13 protein-coding genes and 1 pseudogene are annotated in these 17139 nt (G+C 71.2%); 9 read left to right on the top strand and 5 right to left on the bottom strand.

Translation table 11 applies throughout. The annotated features are described in order from the left end of the window. Positions 1 to 28 precede the first annotated feature (28 nt). Together EV375_RS13950 and EV375_RS13945 are read left to right on the top strand one after the other, a co-directional pair. On the top strand, positions 29 to 1489 hold the full coding sequence (locus EV375_RS13950) for an NAD(P)H-quinone dehydrogenase (protein ID WP_130299733.1): 1461 nt from the start codon (positions 29 to 31) through the stop codon (positions 1487 to 1489). A 157-nt stretch (positions 1490 to 1646) separates the two neighbouring features. After that, positions 1647 to 2621, top strand: a complete 975-nt coding sequence (locus EV375_RS13945; protein WP_486588732.1) for a DeoR/GlpR family DNA-binding transcription regulator — start codon at positions 1647 to 1649, stop codon at positions 2619 to 2621. Between the two features lie 90 nt (positions 2622 to 2711). Here the strand turns inward: EV375_RS13945 and EV375_RS13940 are convergent, their stop codons facing one another. Then, positions 2712 to 4487, bottom strand: coding sequence for an ATP-binding protein (locus tag EV375_RS13940; protein ID WP_130299731.1), 1776 nt, complete (start codon positions 4485 to 4487; stop codon positions 2712 to 2714). Positions 4488 to 4866: 379 nt separating this feature from the next. Here EV375_RS13940 and EV375_RS13935 point away from each other — a divergent pair, with 379 nt between their 5' ends. Next, positions 4867 to 5382, top strand: coding sequence for a hypothetical protein (locus EV375_RS13935; protein WP_486588465.1), 516 nt, complete (start codon positions 4867 to 4869; stop codon positions 5380 to 5382). A 115-nt stretch (positions 5383 to 5497) separates the two neighbouring features. On the opposite strand, the gene EV375_RS13930 is transcribed toward EV375_RS13935, so the two are convergent. The 4 genes from EV375_RS13930 to EV375_RS13920 form a co-directional block, all read right to left on the bottom strand. Then, positions 5498 to 6145, bottom strand: coding sequence for a Maf family nucleotide pyrophosphatase (locus tag EV375_RS13930; RefSeq protein ID WP_130299730.1), 648 nt, complete (start codon positions 6143 to 6145; stop codon positions 5498 to 5500). Positions 6146 to 6192: 47 nt separating this feature from the next. Beyond that, complete coding sequence (gene mmpB / locus EV375_RS29115) at positions 6193 to 6330, bottom strand: morphogenic membrane protein MmpB (RefSeq protein ID WP_165434735.1); 138 nt, start codon at positions 6328 to 6330, stop codon at positions 6193 to 6195. A gap of 121 nt (positions 6331 to 6451) precedes the next feature. Then, positions 6452 to 6703, bottom strand: coding sequence for an acyl-CoA carboxylase epsilon subunit (locus EV375_RS13925; RefSeq protein WP_055485753.1), 252 nt, complete (start codon positions 6701 to 6703; stop codon positions 6452 to 6454). 14 nt (positions 6704 to 6717) lie between these two features. Beyond that, on the bottom strand, positions 6718 to 8310 hold the full coding sequence (locus EV375_RS13920) for an acyl-CoA carboxylase subunit beta (protein ID WP_130299729.1): 1593 nt from the start codon (positions 8308 to 8310) through the stop codon (positions 6718 to 6720). A gap of 175 nt (positions 8311 to 8485) precedes the next feature. Between EV375_RS13920 and EV375_RS13915 the strand changes: the two genes are divergently transcribed. The 6 genes and pseudogenes from EV375_RS13915 (at position 8486) to EV375_RS13890 (ending at position 17109) form a co-directional block, all read left to right on the top strand. After that, complete coding sequence (locus EV375_RS13915; protein WP_130299728.1) at positions 8486 to 9424, top strand: biotin--[acetyl-CoA-carboxylase] ligase; 939 nt, start codon at positions 8486 to 8488, stop codon at positions 9422 to 9424. Positions 9425 to 9755: 331 nt separating this feature from the next. Next, entirely contained in the window at positions 9756 to 11000 is a 1245-nt protein-coding gene (locus tag EV375_RS13910; protein ID WP_130299727.1) for an adenylate/guanylate cyclase domain-containing protein, read from the top strand. Positions 11001 to 11117: 117 nt separating this feature from the next. Next, the gene (locus tag EV375_RS13905) at positions 11118 to 11927 is read left to right on the top strand and encodes an enoyl-CoA hydratase-related protein (RefSeq protein ID WP_207228113.1); all 810 of its coding nucleotides are present in this window, start codon (positions 11118 to 11120) and stop codon (positions 11925 to 11927) included. A gap of 215 nt (positions 11928 to 12142) precedes the next feature. Next, positions 12143 to 13357 (top strand): annotated as a pseudogene (locus EV375_RS13900) (GGDEF domain-containing protein); the annotation flags it as partial. A 737-nt stretch (positions 13358 to 14094) separates the two neighbouring features. Further along, complete coding sequence (hutH, locus tag EV375_RS13895) at positions 14095 to 15642, top strand: histidine ammonia-lyase (protein WP_130301832.1); 1548 nt, start codon at positions 14095 to 14097, stop codon at positions 15640 to 15642. Between the two features lie 243 nt (positions 15643 to 15885). After that, a complete protein-coding gene (locus EV375_RS13890) occupies positions 15886 to 17109 on the top strand; it encodes an aromatic acid exporter family protein (RefSeq protein ID WP_130299726.1) in 1224 nt (407 codons plus the stop codon). Positions 17110 to 17139: the final 30 nt, after the last annotated feature.

Below are 17139 nucleotides of genomic sequence, written 5' to 3'. Positions count from 1 at the left end.
GCACGTACCCGCAAGCATGTGCGGGACAATGGAGCATGTGACTCGGATCGTGATCATTGGTGGCGGACCCGGCGGCTATGAGGCCGCCCTCGTGGCGGCGCAGCTCGGCGCCGAAGTGACGGTTGTGGACTGCGACGGTCTGGGAGGCGCGTCGGTGCTGACCGACTGCGTGCCCTCCAAGACCCTCATCGCCACGGCCGAGGTGATGACGAACTTCGACTCCTCGTACGAGGAGCTCGGCATCCGCGTGGAGGACAGCACCCACGACCCGGACGATCCCGCCCGCGTCGTCGGCGTCGACCTGGGCAAGGTCAACCGCAGGGTGAAGCGCCTCGCGCTGGCGCAGTCGCACGACATCGTGGCCTCCGTGACGCGTGCGGGCGTACGTGTGATGCGCGGCCGGGGCCGGCTGGAGCCGTCGCAGGCGCCGGACGGTTCGCGCGAGGTGGTCGTCACCCCGGTCGGGGACGTGGCGGGCGGTGCTGAGGAGCGGCTGGCGGCCGACGCCGTGCTGGTCGCCACCGGCGGGCATCCGCGTGAGATCCCGGACGCACAGCCGGACGGTGAGCGGATTCTCAACTGGAAGCAGGTGTACGACCTGGAGGAGCTGCCCGAGGAGCTGATCGTGGTCGGCTCGGGTGTCACGGGCGCCGAATTCGCGGGTGCCTACCAGGCGTTGGGTTCGCAGGTCACGCTGGTCTCGTCGCGTGACCGGGTGCTTCCCGGTGAGGACCCGGACGCGGCCGCGGTGCTGGAGGACGTCTTCAGGCGCCGGGGCATGAACGTGATGGCGCGTTCCCGCGCCGCCTCCGCGAAGCGCGTCGGTGACAAGGTCGAGGTGGAGCTGCAGGACGGCCGCACGATCACGGGAAGCCACTGCCTGGTCGCGGTGGGGGCCGTGCCCAACACGGCGGACATGGGTCTGGAGGAGGCCGGGGTCCGGCTGAAGGACTCGGGGCACATCTGGACCGACAAGGTTTCCCGTACGTCCGCTCCCGGCGTCTACGCGGCAGGTGACTGCACCGGCGTCTTCGCGCTCGCGTCGGTCGCGGCGATGCAGGGCCGGATCGCGATGTACCACTTCCTCGGGGAGACGGTCACGCCGCTGAACCTGAAGGCGGTCTCGGCGAATGTCTTCACCGACCCGGAGATCGCCACCGTCGGCTACAGCCAGGCCGACGTGGACAGCGGACGGATGGATGCCTGGTCCGTCAAGCTTCCGCTGCTGCGCAATCCGCGGGCGAAGATGCAGGGCATCCGGGACGGGTTCGTGAAGCTGTTCTGCCGGCCGGGTACCGGCATCGTGGTGGGCGGTGTCGTCGTCGCGCCGCGTGCGAGCGAGCTGATCCATCCGTTGTCGGTCGCGGTCGACAACAACCTGACGGTGGGGCAGATCGCGAACACCTTCACCGTGTATCCGTCGCTGACCGGGTCGATCGGCGAGGTCGCGCGGCAACTGCACACGCGGAAGACGGCACAGGACGGCTGAACCGGCCGAGCGGTTTCGTGCAGTTCTGTCTATACCACGCAGCAAGTGCAGCTATGGACAACTTCCAAAAATCGACGAAAACTGCTGAAACCAGACGGTCGTTGGGGTTACTGTCAGTCCCGTGTTCGCTGCAGAACGTCGCCAATTGATCCTGGAAATGGTGCGCGCCAACGGAGCCGTGTCGCTCCGTGAGCTCGCCCGCGTCGTCCAGACCTCCGAAGTGACCGTGCGCCGAGACGTGCGTGCCCTGGAGGCAGAAGGACTGCTCGACCGCCGGCACGGCGGCGCCGTCCTGCCCGGTGGTTTCACCCGCGAGACCGGTTTTCCCCAGAAGTCCCATATGGCGACAGCGGAGAAGACGGCCATCGCCGACCTCGCGGCGGGTCTTGTGGAGGAGGGTGAGGCCATCGTCGTCGGCGCCGGGACGACCACGCAGGAGCTGGCCCGAAGACTGGCCCGTGTGCCGGGTCTGACGGTCGTCACCAACTCCCTGCTCGTTGCACAGGCGTTGGCGCATGCCAACCGCGTCGAGGTGGTGATGACGGGAGGCACTCTGCGCGGTTCGAACTACGCGCTGGTCGGCAGCGGCGCCGAACAGTCCCTCCAGGGGCTGCGTGTCTCGCGGGCCTTTCTCTCCGGCAGCGGGCTCACGGCCGAGCGGGGGCTCTCCACGTCCAACATGCTCTCGGCGAGCGTCGACAGGGCGCTGGTGCAGGCCGCGGCGGAGGTCGTCGTCCTGGCCGACCACACGAAGCTCGGCACCGACACGATGTTCCAGACCGTTCCCACGGACGTGATGACGCGCCTGGTGACGGACAAGCCGCCGCCCCAGGACGACCGTGCCGGAACGGAGTTGCAGGCGCTGGCCGACCAGGGCGTGCAGATCACCGTCGCCGGCATGACTCCGGCAGGCGCCGCCGAGGCGCCGGGCCCCGTGCAGAGCGCGGGCGCACGTGGCGCCGGGAGCGAAAAGGGGCAGGGGCGCCGGGACGTGCCGATGCCGGGCCAGCGGCGCAACCTCCCGCCGGGCGGCGGCGGTTCGCAGCCGCCGCAGCTGCGCAGCGCGCCCGCGCTGCCCGAGCAGTCGTCCGTCGCGGGCCGCGTGGCGGATCTGGCTCCCAGGCGCCGCTGAGGTTCCTAGCACGCGGCTGCGCCCGCCGCCCTGGTGAGGGGCGGCGGGCGCAGCCGTACGAGCCCGGCCTGGACGGCCCGGCGCGGTGACTCAGTCCTTGATCTCGCAGATGACGGTTCCGGCGGAGATGGAGCCGCCGATCTCGGCGTGCAGGTCCTTCACGGTGCCGGAGCGGTGGGCGTTGAGGGGCTGTTCCATCTTCATCGCTTCGAGTACGACGACGAGTTCGCCCTCCTCGACCTGCTGGCCCTCCTCCACTGCGACCTTGACGATGGTGCCCTGCATGGGGGAGGCGAGGGCGTCGCCGGAGGCTGCGCCGCCAGCCTTCTTCGCGGCCTTGCGCTTGGGCTTCTTGACGCCGCCGCCGGCCGGTGCCGCCGTCGCGCCCAGCGACGAGGGCAGGGAGACCTCCAGCCGCTTGCCGCCGACCTCGACGACGACGGTCTCGCGGGTGCCGCTCTCGTCCTCCTCCGCGTCCGTTCCGGGTGCGGCGAACGGCTTGATCTCGTTGACGAACTCCGTCTCGATCCACCGGGTGTGGACGTCGAAGTGGGCGCGCTCGCGGCCGTTGACCTCGGGTGCGAAGGCCGGGTCGCGCACCACGACGCGGTGGAAGGGCAGGGCGGTGGCCATGCCCTCGACGTTGAACTCCTCCAGGGCGCGTGTGGCGCGCTCGAGGGCCTGGCGGCGGGTGGCGCCGGTGACGATGAGCTTGGCGAGCAGCGAGTCCCAGGCGGGGCCGATGACGCTGCCGGACTCGACGCCCGCGTCCAGCCGCACGCCCGGGCCGGTCGGCGGCGCGAAGGTGGTCACGGTGCCGGGCGCGGGGAGGAAGTTGCGGCCCGGGTCCTCGCCGTTGATACGGAACTCGAAGGAGTGTCCGCGCAGTTGCGGGTCGTCGTAGTCCAGCGTCTCGCCGTCGGCGATGCGGAACATCTCGCGCACCAGGTCGATGCCGGTGACTTCCTCGGTGACCGGGTGCTCCACCTGGAGGCGGGTGTTGACCTCCAGGAAGGAGATCGTGCCGTCCTGACCGACGAGGAACTCGCAGGTGCCGGCGCCGGAGTAGCCCGCCTCTTTGAGGATGGCCTTCGACGCGCGGTACAGCTCGGCGTTCTGCTCGTCGGTCAAGAACGGTGCGGGGGCCTCCTCGACCAGCTTCTGGTGGCGGCGCTGCAGCGAGCAGTCACGCGTGGAGACCACCACGACATTGCCGTGCTTGTCGGCCAGGCACTGCGTCTCCACGTGCCGCGGGCGGTCCAGGTAGCGCTCGACGAAGCATTCGCCACGCCCGAACGCGGCCACCGCCTCGCGCACCGCGGACTCGTAGAGTTCCTCGACCTCGTCCAGCGACCGGGCGACCTTCAGGCCGCGGCCGCCGCCTCCGAAGGCCGCCTTGATGGCGATGGGGAGCCCGTTCTCCTCGGCGAAGTTGACGACCTCAGAGGCGCCGGAGACGGGGTCCTTCGTGCCGGCCACCAGCGGCGCACCCGCACGTTCGGCGATGTGCCTCGCAGCGACCTTGTCGCCGAGCGAGCGGATCGCGTCCGGCGGCGGACCGATCCAGGTCAGGTTCGCATCCAGCACGGCCTGGGCGAAGTCGGCGTTCTCGGAGAGGAATCCGTAGCCGGGGTGCACCGCGTCTGCACCCGAATCGGCCGCTGCCTTCAGGACCTTGTCCATGTCCAGGTAGCTGGCCGCCGGAGTGTCACCGCCCAGTGCGAACGCCTCGTCGGCAACCCGGACGTGCAACGCGTCCCGGTCCGGCTCGGCATAGACGGCGACGCTGGCGATCCCCGCGTCCCGGCAGGCACGGGCGACGCGAACAGCGATTTCGCCGCGGTTGGCGATGAGCACCTTGCGCACGATGACTCCCTACTTGGCGCTGCGCCGCAAGTGGATTTGATGTGGTGAGTGGTGCGAGTTTAGGTACTGACCACACCACTGGCCGAGTCGCCCACAGGCGTGAGCTTTCCCACACGGACTGTGACATGCGGCCGCCGCAGCCCTCGGTCTTTCCCGTCATCCCAAGGTACGCCGGGTTTCCGGTGCAGCTCGGGGATCTCCTGATGTGGTCAAGGTCTCCGCTCGGGCCCCGGCGGCCGACGGCCTGGTCTTTGTGGGGTTCCTATGAATCGCGAGGGGAAACTTTGCTTCCTGCCGGGCCTCTTGCCCACGGTGATACCCGTAAGTAGCGTTCACGGTGCCATGGCGGCGTACTCCAGGTAACGACCAACATCGGGCCATGGGCGACAGAAGGCGGAAGTGGGTGGGCGAGGTGGGGCTCCGACGATCGGTGACCGCGGCCGCGGCGCTGATACTGGTGGTCGAGGCAGTCGGCCTCGTTCTGCTGCACATCTTCCTCGGCATGGTCGTGGACGAACAGCAGATGTCCATGGCAGGACTCGAACCCCGCTCGATGTCGCTCTCCGCCGTGATCGCGGGTGCGCTCTTCGGCGGTTATCTGCTGCTGTGCGCGGTGGTGTTGGCCAGTACGGCGATCCGCGACCGGGCCCCCGTGGGAATGCTGCGAATCCTGCTCATCAGCGCCGCGGTGGTGCACGGCCTGCTGGGCGCGGTGTCCGTCGGGCTGGTCGGCTGGCTCGCGTTCCTGTTCATGATGGTGGTGCTGGGACTGATCGTGTGGTCCCTGCTGTCCTACAGCGTCGAGGAGAGGGCCGGGGAGGGGACTTCGCAGCCCGCGACGGACAACTCGCCGCCGCCGTCGGGCGGTCCGCATCCGGAGCCCTCTGCACCGTAGAAGCGGAACGAGGGCGGGATTCCAGGGCCGGGGGCCGGGCCTCCAGCACGAGCGCACCGCCCCCGAGAGGCCCGGGTGGCCCGGGAGGGCCCCGGACGACTGCTCCCCGCTGCTTTCAGGACCACAAGTCGGTGATGCGCACGTCCAGTTGCGCGAGGAGATCGCGCAGCAGCGGCAGCGACAGCCCGATCACCGTTCCGTGGTCTCCCTCGATGCCCCTGACGAACGGCGCGGAGCGGCCGTCGAGCGTGAACGCGCCCGCGACGTGCACGGGTTCGCCCGTCGCCACGTAGGCGGCGATCTCCTCGTCGGTGGGCTCGCCGAAGTGCACGGTCGTGGACGCCGTCGCCGAAGTGCTTCTGCCGTCACGGGTGTCGAGGACGCAGTGCCCCGTCTGCAGCACGCCCGAGCGGCCGCGCATCGCCTTCCAGCGCGCCGTCGCCTCCTCGGCGTCGGCAGGCTTGCCCAGCGGTTCGCCGTCCAGCTCCAGCACGGAGTCGCAGCCGATCACGAGCGCGTCCGCGGCACGGGGAAGCGCCGCGACGGCCTGTGCCTTCGCCTCGGCCAGTACTCGCGCCAGCTCGCCGGGAGTGGGTGCGGACAGCGCGTCCTCGTCCACGCCGCTGACTATCACCTCGGGCGAGAGGCCCGCCTGCTCGAGCAGACCCAGCCGGGCCGGGGACGCGGAGGCGAGGACGAGCCGGCGCACGGGCTGCCGGGGCTGCGGCTGCTGCGACGAAGAAGGTGAGGAAGAAGAGGCCATGGGCGCAATCGTAGAGACCCGGCGGGAGCCGTCCGCCGGTACGGCTGTCAGGCGTCCGGCCGCACGTTGGCCAGCACGACGGAGGCGATCACGACGACGGGCAGCAGCCAGTACAGGCGCCGCAGCATCACCAGCGTCGCGCGCATCTCCTTGGGAGGCTCGTCGCGGGGGTCCGACCACAGCATGAATTCCATGCTGCGGCGGACGCCGGTGCGGCGCCTGAGTACGCGTACTCATTCCGGCCCGCACGTGCCCGCGCCCGGAGCGGCTGCGGGCCGTCCGGGCGCGGAAGGAGCCGGGGCCGCCTCAGGCGGGCCAGAACGTCGTTCGCCACGCCTTCGGGCCCGGGTGAGGCACACGGCGCGGGACCGTACGGGCAGGGTCCGACCATTCCTGCGCGGTGCGGGAAGCCGGCGCCTGCGAGGCCACCGCGGCCGCCCGCGCCCGGACCACCGCCAGCGCGGCGGCCAGTTCCTCCGGGGTCGGGTTGCCCCGCACCACCTTGATCGGCGGGAACGGCGGGTTCTCCCCCCGCTCCTCTGTCGTCGGGTCGAGCATGGCGAACGGCCTCCTCACAGCGGGATGTTGCCGTGCTTCTTCGGGGGCAGCTGCTCGCGCTTCGAACGGAGCGTGCGCAGACCGCGGGTGATGTGGCGACGGGTCTCGGACGGCATGATCACAGCGTCCACATACCCGCGTTCGGCCGCGGCATACGGATTCAGCAGCGCGTCCTCGTACTCCTGGGTCAGCTCCGCCCGCAGCTGCTCCCGTTCCTCCTCGTCCTCGACGCTGCCGAGCCGCTTGCGGTGGAGGATGTTGACGGCGCCCTGCGCACCCATGACGGCGATCTGTGCGGTGGGCCAGGCGAAGTTGAGGTCGGCGCCGAGGTGCTTGGAACCCATGACGTCGTACGCGCCGCCGAAGGCCTTCCGCGTGATCACGGTGACCAGCGGCACCGTCGCCTCCGCATAGGCGTAGATCAGCTTGGCGCCGCGCCGGATGATGCCGTCGTACTCCTGGTCCGTGCCCGGCAGGAACCCCGGAACGTCGACGAAGGTGAGGACGGGCACGTTGAACGCGTCGCAGGTGCGCACGAACCGCGCCGCCTTCTCGCTGGCGTCGATGTTGAGGCAGCCGGCGAACTGCAGCGGCTGGTTGGCGACGACGCCCACCGACTGGCCCTCGATCCGCCCGAAGCCGGTGATGATGTTCGGGGCGAACAGCGCCTGCGTTTCGAGGAATTCACCGTCGTCGAGTACGTGCTCGATCGCGGAGTGCATGTCGTAGGGCTGGTTCGCGGAGTCCGGGATGAGCGTGTCCAGCTCGCGGTCCTCGTCCGAGGTCTCCAGGTCGGCCTCCTCGGGGAAGACCGGCGGCTCGGAGAGGTTGTTCGACGGGAGGTAGGACAGCAGGCCCTTGACGTACTCGATGGCGTCCTTCTCGTCGCCCGACATGTGGTGCGCGACGCCGGAGGTGGCGTTGTGCGTGCGGGCGCCGCCCAGTTCCTCGAAGCCGACGTCCTCGCCGGTGACCGTCTTGATGACGTCGGGCCCGGTGATGAACATGTGCGACGTCTGATCCACCATCACCGTGAAGTCGGTGATCGCCGGGGAGTAGACCGCCCCGCCGGCGCACGGGCCGACGATGAGGCTGATCTGCGGGACGACGCCGGACGCGTGGACGTTCCTGCGGAAGATCTCCGCGAACAGGCCGAGCGCCACGACTCCTTCCTGGATGCGTGCGCCGCCGCCGTCGTTGATCCCGACGATCGGACAGCCGTTCTTCAGGGCGAAGTCCATGACCTTGACGATCTTTTCCCCGTACACCTCGCCGAGCGAGCCGCCGAAGATCGTGAAGTCCTGCGAATACACGCACACGGGACGGCCGTCGACCGTGCCGTAGCCCGTGACGACACCGTCGCCGTACGGACGGTTCTTCTCCAGGCCGAAGTTGGTGGAGCGGTGCCGGGCGAACTCGTCCAGCTCTGTGAAACTGCCCTCGTCGAGCAGCAGATCGATCCGCTCACGCGCTGTCAGTTTGCCCTTGGCGTGCTGTTTCTCCACCGCGCGCTGCGAACCCGCGTGCGTCGCCTCCGCAGCGCGGCGTTCGAAGTCCGCGATCTTCCCCGCGGTCGTGTGGATGTCTGGGCTCTCCTGCTCGGACATCTGCGTGCGGCTCCTACTCGTCAGCGTGCGGCTACCGTTTCGTAGGCTATCCGCGAAGAAGCCGTTCGTCGGTGCGGCGTTGGCCACACTCTTACCTGCTGCGGCGCGGCTGCCTGCCGCGGCACGGCCGCCGCCGGGCGGGCGGCGGCACCGGGGGCGGGCCTACGCTGACGGCATGACGCCGAACCCCTCCGGAGACCCGGGCAGCCGCTGGTCCGACCTCGGCCGCCCCCCGCTCAACGCCGCCGCGCTGCGCCGCGCACTGACCGGAGCGGACAGTGTGTGGACGTCGCTGGACGTCGTCGAGCGCACCGGCTCGACCAACACCGACCTCGTCGCGCGCGCACGCGACGGAAGCGCGCGCGAGGGTGCCGTGCTCGTCGCCGAGGAGCAGACGGCGGGCCGCGGCCGGCTCGAGCGGGGGTGGAGCGCACCCCCGCGCTCCGGTCTCTTCGTGTCGATGCTTCTCGTGCCGCCTGTGCCGCAGGACCGCTGGGGGTGGGTGCCGCTGCTGGCGGGGGTGGCGACGGCGAGCGCGCTGGCCCGCACGGCGGGAGTGGACACGAAGCTGAAGTGGCCCAACGACGTCCTCGTGGACATCGGGGGTGAGGAGCGCAAGACCGGCGGCATCCTCGCGGAACGCACCGACGTGGGCTCGGCGCAGGGCCGGGGTGACGGGACGAGGGGGCCGGGCGGCGCGGGAATCGTCCTCGGTATCGGCCTCAACGTCTCGCTGCGCGAACCGGAGCTGCCCGTGCCCACCGCCGGCTCGCTCGTCCTCGCCGGAGCACAGGCCGCCGACCGCGATCCGCTGCTGCGCGCGGTGCTGCGCTCCGTCGAGGACTGGTACGGGCGCTGGGCCGCCGCCGACGGAGATCCCGCCGCGTCCGGCGTGCTGGAGGCGTACGCGGCGGGGTGCGCGACGCTCGGCCGGCATGTGCGGGCGGAGCTCCCCGGAGGCGGGGAACTCGTCGGCGAGGCGGTGGCCGTCGACAGCGACGGGCGGCTCGTGATCGGTACCGGGGAAGGGGTGCAGCGGCCCGTCGCGGCGGGCGACATCGTGCATCTGCGCGGTCACGGGGGCCACGGGAGCGACGACGGTGGGGAGGCGTGACCGCCGGGGTTCCCGGCACCCCCGCGGGCGCCTCACAGCCACGGGCAACTGCCACGGGTGACAGCAACCGGCTCGGCAACGGGCCCGGCAACCGGCTCGGGCCGGACAACACCCTCACAGGGACCGGCCGCACAGGGTAGGTGTTGCGCCGAGCCGGTGGTCCGCTTCTGATGGGCCGTTCGCAGAGGGACCAGTTCAGCGCGCTGCTGCCGTATGGTTGGCGCGGCGGAGGGGACACGGATGTGAGGCGTCCCGGTGATCCCCGGAAGATCTCAGCAAGAGGACGGAAGGGCAGTGCGCAGGGACGACCGGACCGGGCGAGGGGCGGACAGTGGCCGACGATGAACCGGACATTCCCGCGCGTACGTCCGGATCGCAGTCGGCGCCGGAGCCGGGAAGCGGACAGGGGCCCGCAGATGAGGCCCCGGCCGGCCGGTCCGGCGGCGCGGCACTCGAATTCTCCGTCTCTCCGGGCTCTCCGGGCTCTCCGGGCTCGCCCGGCGCGGCCGGCGGGTCCGGGGCGGACGACACCGACGGCACGGACCCCGAAGGCGCCGCCGACGACGAGGACGACCCCAGCGCCCTGCGCATCGAGCAGCTGATTCTGGGCTCGAAGCGGCAGTACACCCCTTTCCAGGCGGCCCGGGCGGCCGGAGTCTCGATGGAGCTGGCCTCCCGCTTCTGGCGTGCGATGGGCTTCGCCGACGTCGGGCAGGCCAAGGCCCTCACCGAGGCGGACGTGCTGGCGCTGCGGCGGCTCGCGGGCCTCGTGGAGGCGGGCCTGCTCAGTGAGGCGACGGCCGTGCAGGTCGCCCGCTCGACCGGGCAGACCACCTCACGGCTTGCCGACTGGCAGATCGACTCCTTCCTGATGGGTCTCACGGAGCCGCCCGAGCCCGGCATGACGCGCAACGAGGTCACCTATCCGCTGGTCCAGCTGCTTCTGCCCGAGCTGGAGGAGTTCCTGGTCTACGTGTGGCGGCGTCAGCTCGCAGCGGCCACCGGCCGCGTCGTCCAGGCCCTGGACGACGAGGACACCGTCGCCCGGCGGCAGGCGATCGCCTTCGCCGACCTGGTGGGCTTCACACGCCTGACGCGACGTCTGGAGGACGACGAACTCGGCGAGCTGGTCGAGGCGTTCGAGACGACGTCGGCGGACCTGGTCGCCGCGAACGGCGGCCGCCTGATCAAGGCCCTCGGCGACGAGATCCTCTACGTGGCCGAGGACGCGGGCACCGCCGCGGAGATCGGCCTGCGGCTGATCGAGACCATGGCGAACGATCCGACGATGCCCGAACTGCGTGTGGGCATCGCCTTCGGCACGATGACGACGCGCATGGGCGACGTCTTCGGCAACACCGTCAACCTGGCGAGCAGGCTGACGTCGATAGCGCCGAAGGACAGAGTCCTCGTGGACGGCGCCTTCCGCGCGGAACTCGTCGCCTCGGGCGACGCACCGGAGTCGGAGAAGGAGACCGAGGACCTCTCGGACTACCGCTACGCCCTGCAGCCGCTGTACCAGCGTCCCGTGCGCGGCCTCGGAGTCGTCGAGCCCTGGATGCTCAACCGCCGCTGAAAAGCGCTCACTTCGCTCACTTCGGCTCAGCTCTCCGTCCTGTGTGCCGGCCGGCCGGAGGCGGACCGTAATCTGATGCGCGTCCGTCCTGAGCGCGCGTCAACCCCGGAGGGCCGCATGAGCACGGTGACTGAAAAGCGTTTCGGCGAGTGGATCGTGGTCCGCAAGGACTCCGGGACCCATGTCGCCGAGCTCGTACTGGACCGGCCGAAGGCCATGAACGCCGTGTCCGCCGAGCTCGCCGCCGGTCTGGTCGAGGCGTGCACCGATCTCGGCCGGGACCGGCACGTGCACGCCACGGTGCTCAGCTCCAGCAACGACCGGGCGTTCTGCGTCGGCGCGGACCTCAAGGAGCGCAATGCCCTCAGCGACGCCGATCTCAGTCGTCACCGCCCGACGGCCCGCGCCGCCTACACGGGTGTGCTGGACCTGCCGATGCCGACGATCGCCGCCGTGCACGGCTTCGCGCTCGGCGGAGGCTTCGAGCTGGCGCTCTCCTGCGACGTGATCGTCGCCGACTCCACGGCCGTCGTGGGGCTGCCCGAGGTCTCCGTCGGCGTCATCCCTGGCGGTGGCGGCACACAGCTGCTGCCCCGCAGGGTCGGAGCGGCCCGCGCGGCCGAGCTGATCTTCTCCGCGCGCCGGGTCGAGGCGGCCGAGGCACGCGAGCTCGGTCTCGTCGACGAACTCGTCGAGGACGGAGCGGACCGTGCCGAGGCGCTCGCGCTGGCCGGCCGCATCGCCGGGAACTCACCGGTGGGCCTGCGGGCCGCGAAGCGGGCGCTGCGCACGGGCTGGGGACTGGACCTGTGGGCCGGGCTGGAGATCGAGGACGCCGCCTGGCGCACCGTCGCCTTCTCCGGGGACCGCACGGAGGGCGTCGCGGCCTTCAACGAGAAGCGGAAGCCGCAGTGGCCGGGGGAGTGAGGCGCTGACGGCGGGCGGGGCGCCCCGGCGCAACGCCGCTGAGGGCCCTGGTGTCCCGCGGAGCCGTGCCGGAGTAACCCGTACGGCAGGTCTGCGCGCGGGCTTCTCGTGCCCGCCGTGCGGCCGTCGGCACACGGCACGGACCGCCGTACGTGCTGCCGGACGGACCGGACCGGCCCGAGAAGATTGCCCTGACTCGTCCTAGCCTGGCTCTCATGGGAGAGGACGAACGGCTGCGGGCTGTCGTCGAGCTGGCGCAGGGCATGGCAGGGGCGCAGCGCTTCTGCGAGGCGCACCCCCGCCACTCGACGCGCCGTGAGGTCGCGCACGCCGCGGCCCAGCGGGCGTGCGCCGCCATGGACGCCGCCTTCGCCGCTCTCTCCGCCTGGGACCGGGCACGCGGACGCCTGGACGTACTGGTCAACGTCGGCGAACTCGCCCCGGGGGAGCAGGAGTTCCCCGAGGACGAGTCCTACCCGGTGCACGACTTCCCCGAGATCACCGAGCCGCTGCCGGAACGGTGGGCCGCGGACGGCGCCGAGGAGCCGCTCGCCTGGATCGAGACCGCCGAGGGGGAGGGGCGCGAACGGCCGGGCCGGTCCGGCAGCACTCCCCGCAATGCGCGCGTGGCCGCCCTGCGCCGCCGTGGCCGCGGCTGCTGCGTCGTGGCGCCGATAGTGCTGCGCGGGCGTGCCTGGGGCGAGCTGTATGTGGCCCGCCGTTCCGGGGCACCGGTCTTCGACCGTTCCGACGCGCACTTCGCGGCCATACTGGCCGAGATCATCGCCGCCGGGATCGCGCAGAACGAGCAGCTCGAAGAGGTGCGCCGCCTTGCCTACACCGACCAGCTGACAGGTCTGGCCAACCGCCGGGCCATCGAGGGCAAGCTGGACGACGGCCTGGAGCGCCACCGTGAGGACGGCACCGTGGTGAGCCTCGTCGTCTGCGACCTCAACGGCCTCAAGCGCGTCAACGACGAGCTGGGCCATGCCGCCGGCGACCGGCTGCTGGAACGGTTCGGGATGGTGCTGTCGATGTCCGGGGCGAAGCTTCCGGGGGCGCTGGCTGCACGCCTGGGTGGCGACGAGTTCTGCCTGCTGACGGTCGGACCGCCCGCGGACCAGGTTGTACGGGCCGCGGAGGAGGTCTGCCGCAACGCGCTCGGACTGCGTGGCGGCGACGGTGTCTCGTGCGGTGTCGCCTCCACAGGAGACCGGATAGGGCGGATACGTTCGGCGGCCCGCCTCTTCCGGCTTGCCGACGCCGCGCAGTACAGGGCGAAGGCCGCGCGTGCGCTCGGACCGGTGGTAGCGGGTCGCCAGGGCGGCACCGAGGATCCCGTCGTGCGTCTCGCCGACGCCTCGGAGGCCGAGGAGGCAGCACCGGCACCGCCGGTGGGCGACCGCCGCCACTTCCGCGGTCACACTCCGAAGCCGGACGAGGCAGGGGTCAGGGAGGCCGGCGGGCACGGCCAGCAGCAGCCGCCGGACCTGCGAGGCCGGCAGGGCACGCACCCGCGGGGCGGAGAGGCCCAGGGCCGGGAAGGGGACGAGGCTCAGGGCCGGGAAGGGGACGGGGACCACGACGGGGACGGGACCGAGGCCCAGGGCCGGGAAGGGGACGGGGACCACGACGGGGACGGGACCGAGGCTCAGGACCGGGAAGGGGACGAGGCCCAGGGCCGGGAAGGGGACGAGGCTCAGGACCGGGAAGGGGACGGGGACCAGGACCGGGACTTGCAGGGCCGGAACCCGCAGGTCGGGGAGGCCGAGGGGCGAAGGCCGGGTCATGCGGACCCGCAGGGCCGGCAGATACGCACCGGACGTCCCGACGAGTCCGCGACCGTGCGCGGCCCCTGCGCCGACGGGACGGACTCCTCCCGTAGCCCCTCCCGCCGGCACTCCATCGATCCCTCCGGCGGCTCCCGCCTGCCGGACCGGCAGGGACCGCGCGTCCGGAGCCCCGAGGTGTGAGCGGCCGGCCCCGGATCTGCTCACGTCCGCCCAGGTGTTCACCGCACCGCTTCCGCGGCCCCACGGCGCACCCCGCCGTGGTGTCTCCCCGCGGCAAAGCCGTAGGGGAGGGCCCCGCACCCTCCCGCGTCCCCGTCCGCGCACCCCGGCCGTGACAGGAATCGATTCACTCTTTAGGCTGCCTGAATATGAGTATGCACACCGTGGTGCTGGGCGACTCCGGCACGAGCCCCGAAGACGTCATCGCCGTCGCCCGGGACGGCGCCCGTGTGGAGCTGTCGGTCCAGGCGCTGGAAGCACTCGACGCCTCCCGGCGGCACATCGAGGAACTGGCCGCCAAGCCCGAGCCCGTCTACGGAGTCTCCACCGGCTTCGGGGCGCTCGCGGTGCGTCATATCAGCCCCGGCCTCCGCGCCCAGCTCCAGCGCAACATCGTGCGCTCGCACGCGGCCGGCATGGGCCCGCGCGTGGAGCGTGAGGTCGTGCGCGCGCTGATGTTCCTGCGCCTGAAGACCCTCGCCTCAGGGCGTACGGGCGTACGGGCCGAGGTCGCGCAGTCCATCGCGGATCTGCTCAACACCGGCATCACCCCCGTCGTGCACGAGTACGGCTCCCTCGGCTGCTCCGGAGATCTCGCCCCGCTCTCCCACTGCGCACTGACGCTCATGGGCGAGGGCGACGCGGAAGGTCCCGACGGGACCGTCCGGCCCGCCGCGGAACTCCTCGCCGCACACGGCATCACGCCCGTCGAACTGCGTGAGAAGGAGGGGCTCGCCCTCCTCAACGGGACGGACGGCATGCTCGGCATGCTCCTGCTCGCCTGCGCGGACCTCGCCCGCCTGTTCACCTCCGCGGACATCACCGCCGCGCTCACCCTGGAGGCGCTGCTCGGCACGGACAAGGTCCTCGCACCCGAGCTGCACGCCATCCGTCCACACCCGGGCCAGGCCGCTTCGGCGGCCAACATGCTGAAGGTGCTTGCCGGTTCGGGACTGACCGGCCACCACCAGGACGACGCTCCGCGCGTCCAGGACGCGTACTCGGTGCGCTGCGCCCCGCAGGTCGCGGGTGCCGGGCGGGACACGCTCGCGCACGCCCTGACGGTCGCCCGGCGCGAACTCGCCTCGGCCGTCGACAACCCGGTCGTGCTGCCGGACGGGCGCGTGGAGTCCAACGGCAACTTCCACGGGGCGCCCGTGGCCTACGTGCTCGACTTCCTCGCCGTGGCCGCCGCCGACCTCGCGTCGATCGCCGAGCGCCGGACCGACCGCCTCCTGGACAAGAACCGCTCGCACGGCCTGCCGCCGTTCCTGGCGCACGACGCCGGTGTCGACTCCGGCCTGATGATCGCCCAGTACACGCAGGCCGCCCTGGTCAGCGAGATGAAGCGGCTGGCCGTCCCGTCCTCCGTCGACTCGATCCCCTCCTCCGCGATGCAGGAGGACCATGTCTCGATGGGCTGGTCCGCGGCCCGCAAGCTGCGCAGCGCGGTCGACGCCCTGACCCGGGTCGTCGCCGTCGAGCTGTACGCCGCGGCGCGTGCCGTCGAACTGCGTGCCGCGGACGCGAGGCTGACGCCGGGCGAGGCGTCCCGCGCGATCGTGGACGCGTTGCGCGGGGCCGGCGTGGACGGGCCGGGGCCCGACCGGTTCCTCGCACCGGACCTGGCGGTCGCCGAGCGTTTCGTCGGGACGGGAGCGCTGGTGCGGGCGGCCGAGTCGGTGACGGGCGAGCTGGCCTGAGCCCCACGGACGCGCCTGAGCCCCACGGACCCGCCTGAGCCCCACGGGATGGCCCGAGCCCCACGGGACGACGACCTGACGCCGGTCCGGAATCCCAGCTTCCGGGTCTGCTCCCAGGCACCCGGAAGTGGGTGACGTCCAAGTGTGACGTAATCGCCGGCGCCGGGTCCGCCGGGCGTGCGCAAAAGTGCCATGAAGGGGTACGCATCGCTTTCGTTCCACCCGTGACCAACAGGAGAGGCGATGGCACAGGAGACGGCGCTGCCGCAGCGGACGCAGGAGGCTTCCCAAGGGCGGGTCGCCCGCATACAGCAGTGGCTGCGGCGTGCGGTGGGTTCGGACGGACATGAGCGGCACACCCTGGCGCTGATAGGCAAGAGCACACTGGCCGCCCTCATCGCCTGGTACATCGCCAGGCAGCTCATGGGAGCGCAGTCGCCCGCGTTCGCGCCGTTCTCAGCGGTGCTGATCATGCAGGTCACCGTCTACCAGTCGCTTCTTCAGTCGCTGCGCTACCTGGGGGCGGTCTCGCTCGGTGTGGCCCTGCAAGGGCTGTTCGGATTCCTCGCCGGGCCCGGGCTGGTGACGTTCGCCCTCGTGGCGCTCGCGGCGATGGCCATCGGCCGGTGGCGTCCGCTGGGTTCACAGGGATCGCAGGTGGCGACAGCCGCGTTCTTCGCATTCTCCACCTACGTCTCGGCGACCACCCCCGGCGACAAGTTCAACCAGCTCAGCCAGATCATCCTGCTCGTCCTCGTCGGATGCGGAGTGGGAGCCGCGGTCAACCTGCTGGTGATGCCGCCGATGCGTTACCGCAGCGCCGAGAGCGGCATACACACCCTCGCCCACGCGCTGTGCGAACTGATCAGCGACATGTATCCGGCGCTGCGCAACCAGCACCTGGAGGAGGAGCGCACCAGGCACTGGCGTCACCGGGCGTCGCAGCTGGGGCCGATCGTGAGCCAGGCCCAGTCGGCGGTGCGCACCGCGGTGGAGAGCACGTACTACAACCCGCGGCGGCTCCTGCAACGCAATCAGGGCCGCGTGACGTTCGCGGGGTACCGGGCCGTCATCAACGCCCTGGAGCGGGTCACGTACCAGCTGGCTTCCATGGTCCGGAGTCTGGACCAGTGGCACGACAGCAAGGACGGCGAGGCCTACGGCGAATTCCTGCGCAACTACGGCGATTTCCTGCGCACACTCGCGAACATAACCGACCTGTTCAGCAAGATCGACGAGGACCGTCTGCACGAGCAGGCACCCGAGCTGTGCCAGGCGGCCGAGCAGGCGCAGGAGTCCCGCAGGCGTCTCGTCGAGGCGGCGGAGGAGAACTCGCTGCCGGTGGGAGACCCCTCTCGCCCGTACGGGATCCTGCTGGCGGAGGCAACGCGGCTGATGGACGAGTGCCAGTACACGTGCGACGTGCTTCAGAAGTCCGTCGACAGCCAGGGCTCACCCTGCGACTAGGGTCTGTCGCCGGACATGCCCTGGTCGGGA

The sequence above is a fragment of the Streptomyces sp. CNZ301 genome, assembly GCF_004217425.1.
This window is presented reverse-complemented; position numbering and strand designations above follow the sequence as displayed.

Excerpts from the sequence above, each read along its gene's own strand:
- EV375_RS13905 (WP_207228113.1), top strand. The coding sequence starts at position 11,118 with ATGAGCACGGTGACTGAAAAGCGTTTCGGCGAGTGGATCGTGGTCCGC.
- EV375_RS13920 (WP_130299729.1), bottom strand. The coding sequence starts at position 8,310 with ATGTCCGAGCAGGAGAGCCCAGACATCCACACGACCGCGGGGAAGATC.
- EV375_RS13925 (WP_055485753.1), bottom strand. The coding sequence starts at position 6,703 with ATGCTCGACCCGACGACAGAGGAGCGGGGGGAGAACCCGCCGTTCCCG.
- EV375_RS13890 (WP_130299726.1), top strand. The coding sequence starts at position 15,886 with ATGGCACAGGAGACGGCGCTGCCGCAGCGGACGCAGGAGGCTTCCCAA.
- EV375_RS13935 (WP_486588465.1), top strand. The coding sequence starts at position 4,867 with ATGGGCGACAGAAGGCGGAAGTGGGTGGGCGAGGTGGGGCTCCGACGA.
- EV375_RS13950 (WP_130299733.1), top strand. The coding sequence starts at position 29 with ATGGAGCATGTGACTCGGATCGTGATCATTGGTGGCGGACCCGGCGGC.
- hutH (WP_130301832.1), top strand. The coding sequence starts at position 14,095 with ATGCACACCGTGGTGCTGGGCGACTCCGGCACGAGCCCCGAAGACGTC.
- EV375_RS13930 (WP_130299730.1), bottom strand. The coding sequence starts at position 6,145 with ATGGCCTCTTCTTCCTCACCTTCTTCGTCGCAGCAGCCGCAGCCCCGG.
- mmpB (WP_165434735.1), bottom strand. The coding sequence starts at position 6,330 with ATGCTGTGGTCGGACCCCCGCGACGAGCCTCCCAAGGAGATGCGCGCG.
- EV375_RS13945 (WP_486588732.1), top strand. The coding sequence starts at position 1,647 with ATGGTGCGCGCCAACGGAGCCGTGTCGCTCCGTGAGCTCGCCCGCGTC.
- EV375_RS13915 (WP_130299728.1), top strand. The coding sequence starts at position 8,486 with ATGACGCCGAACCCCTCCGGAGACCCGGGCAGCCGCTGGTCCGACCTC.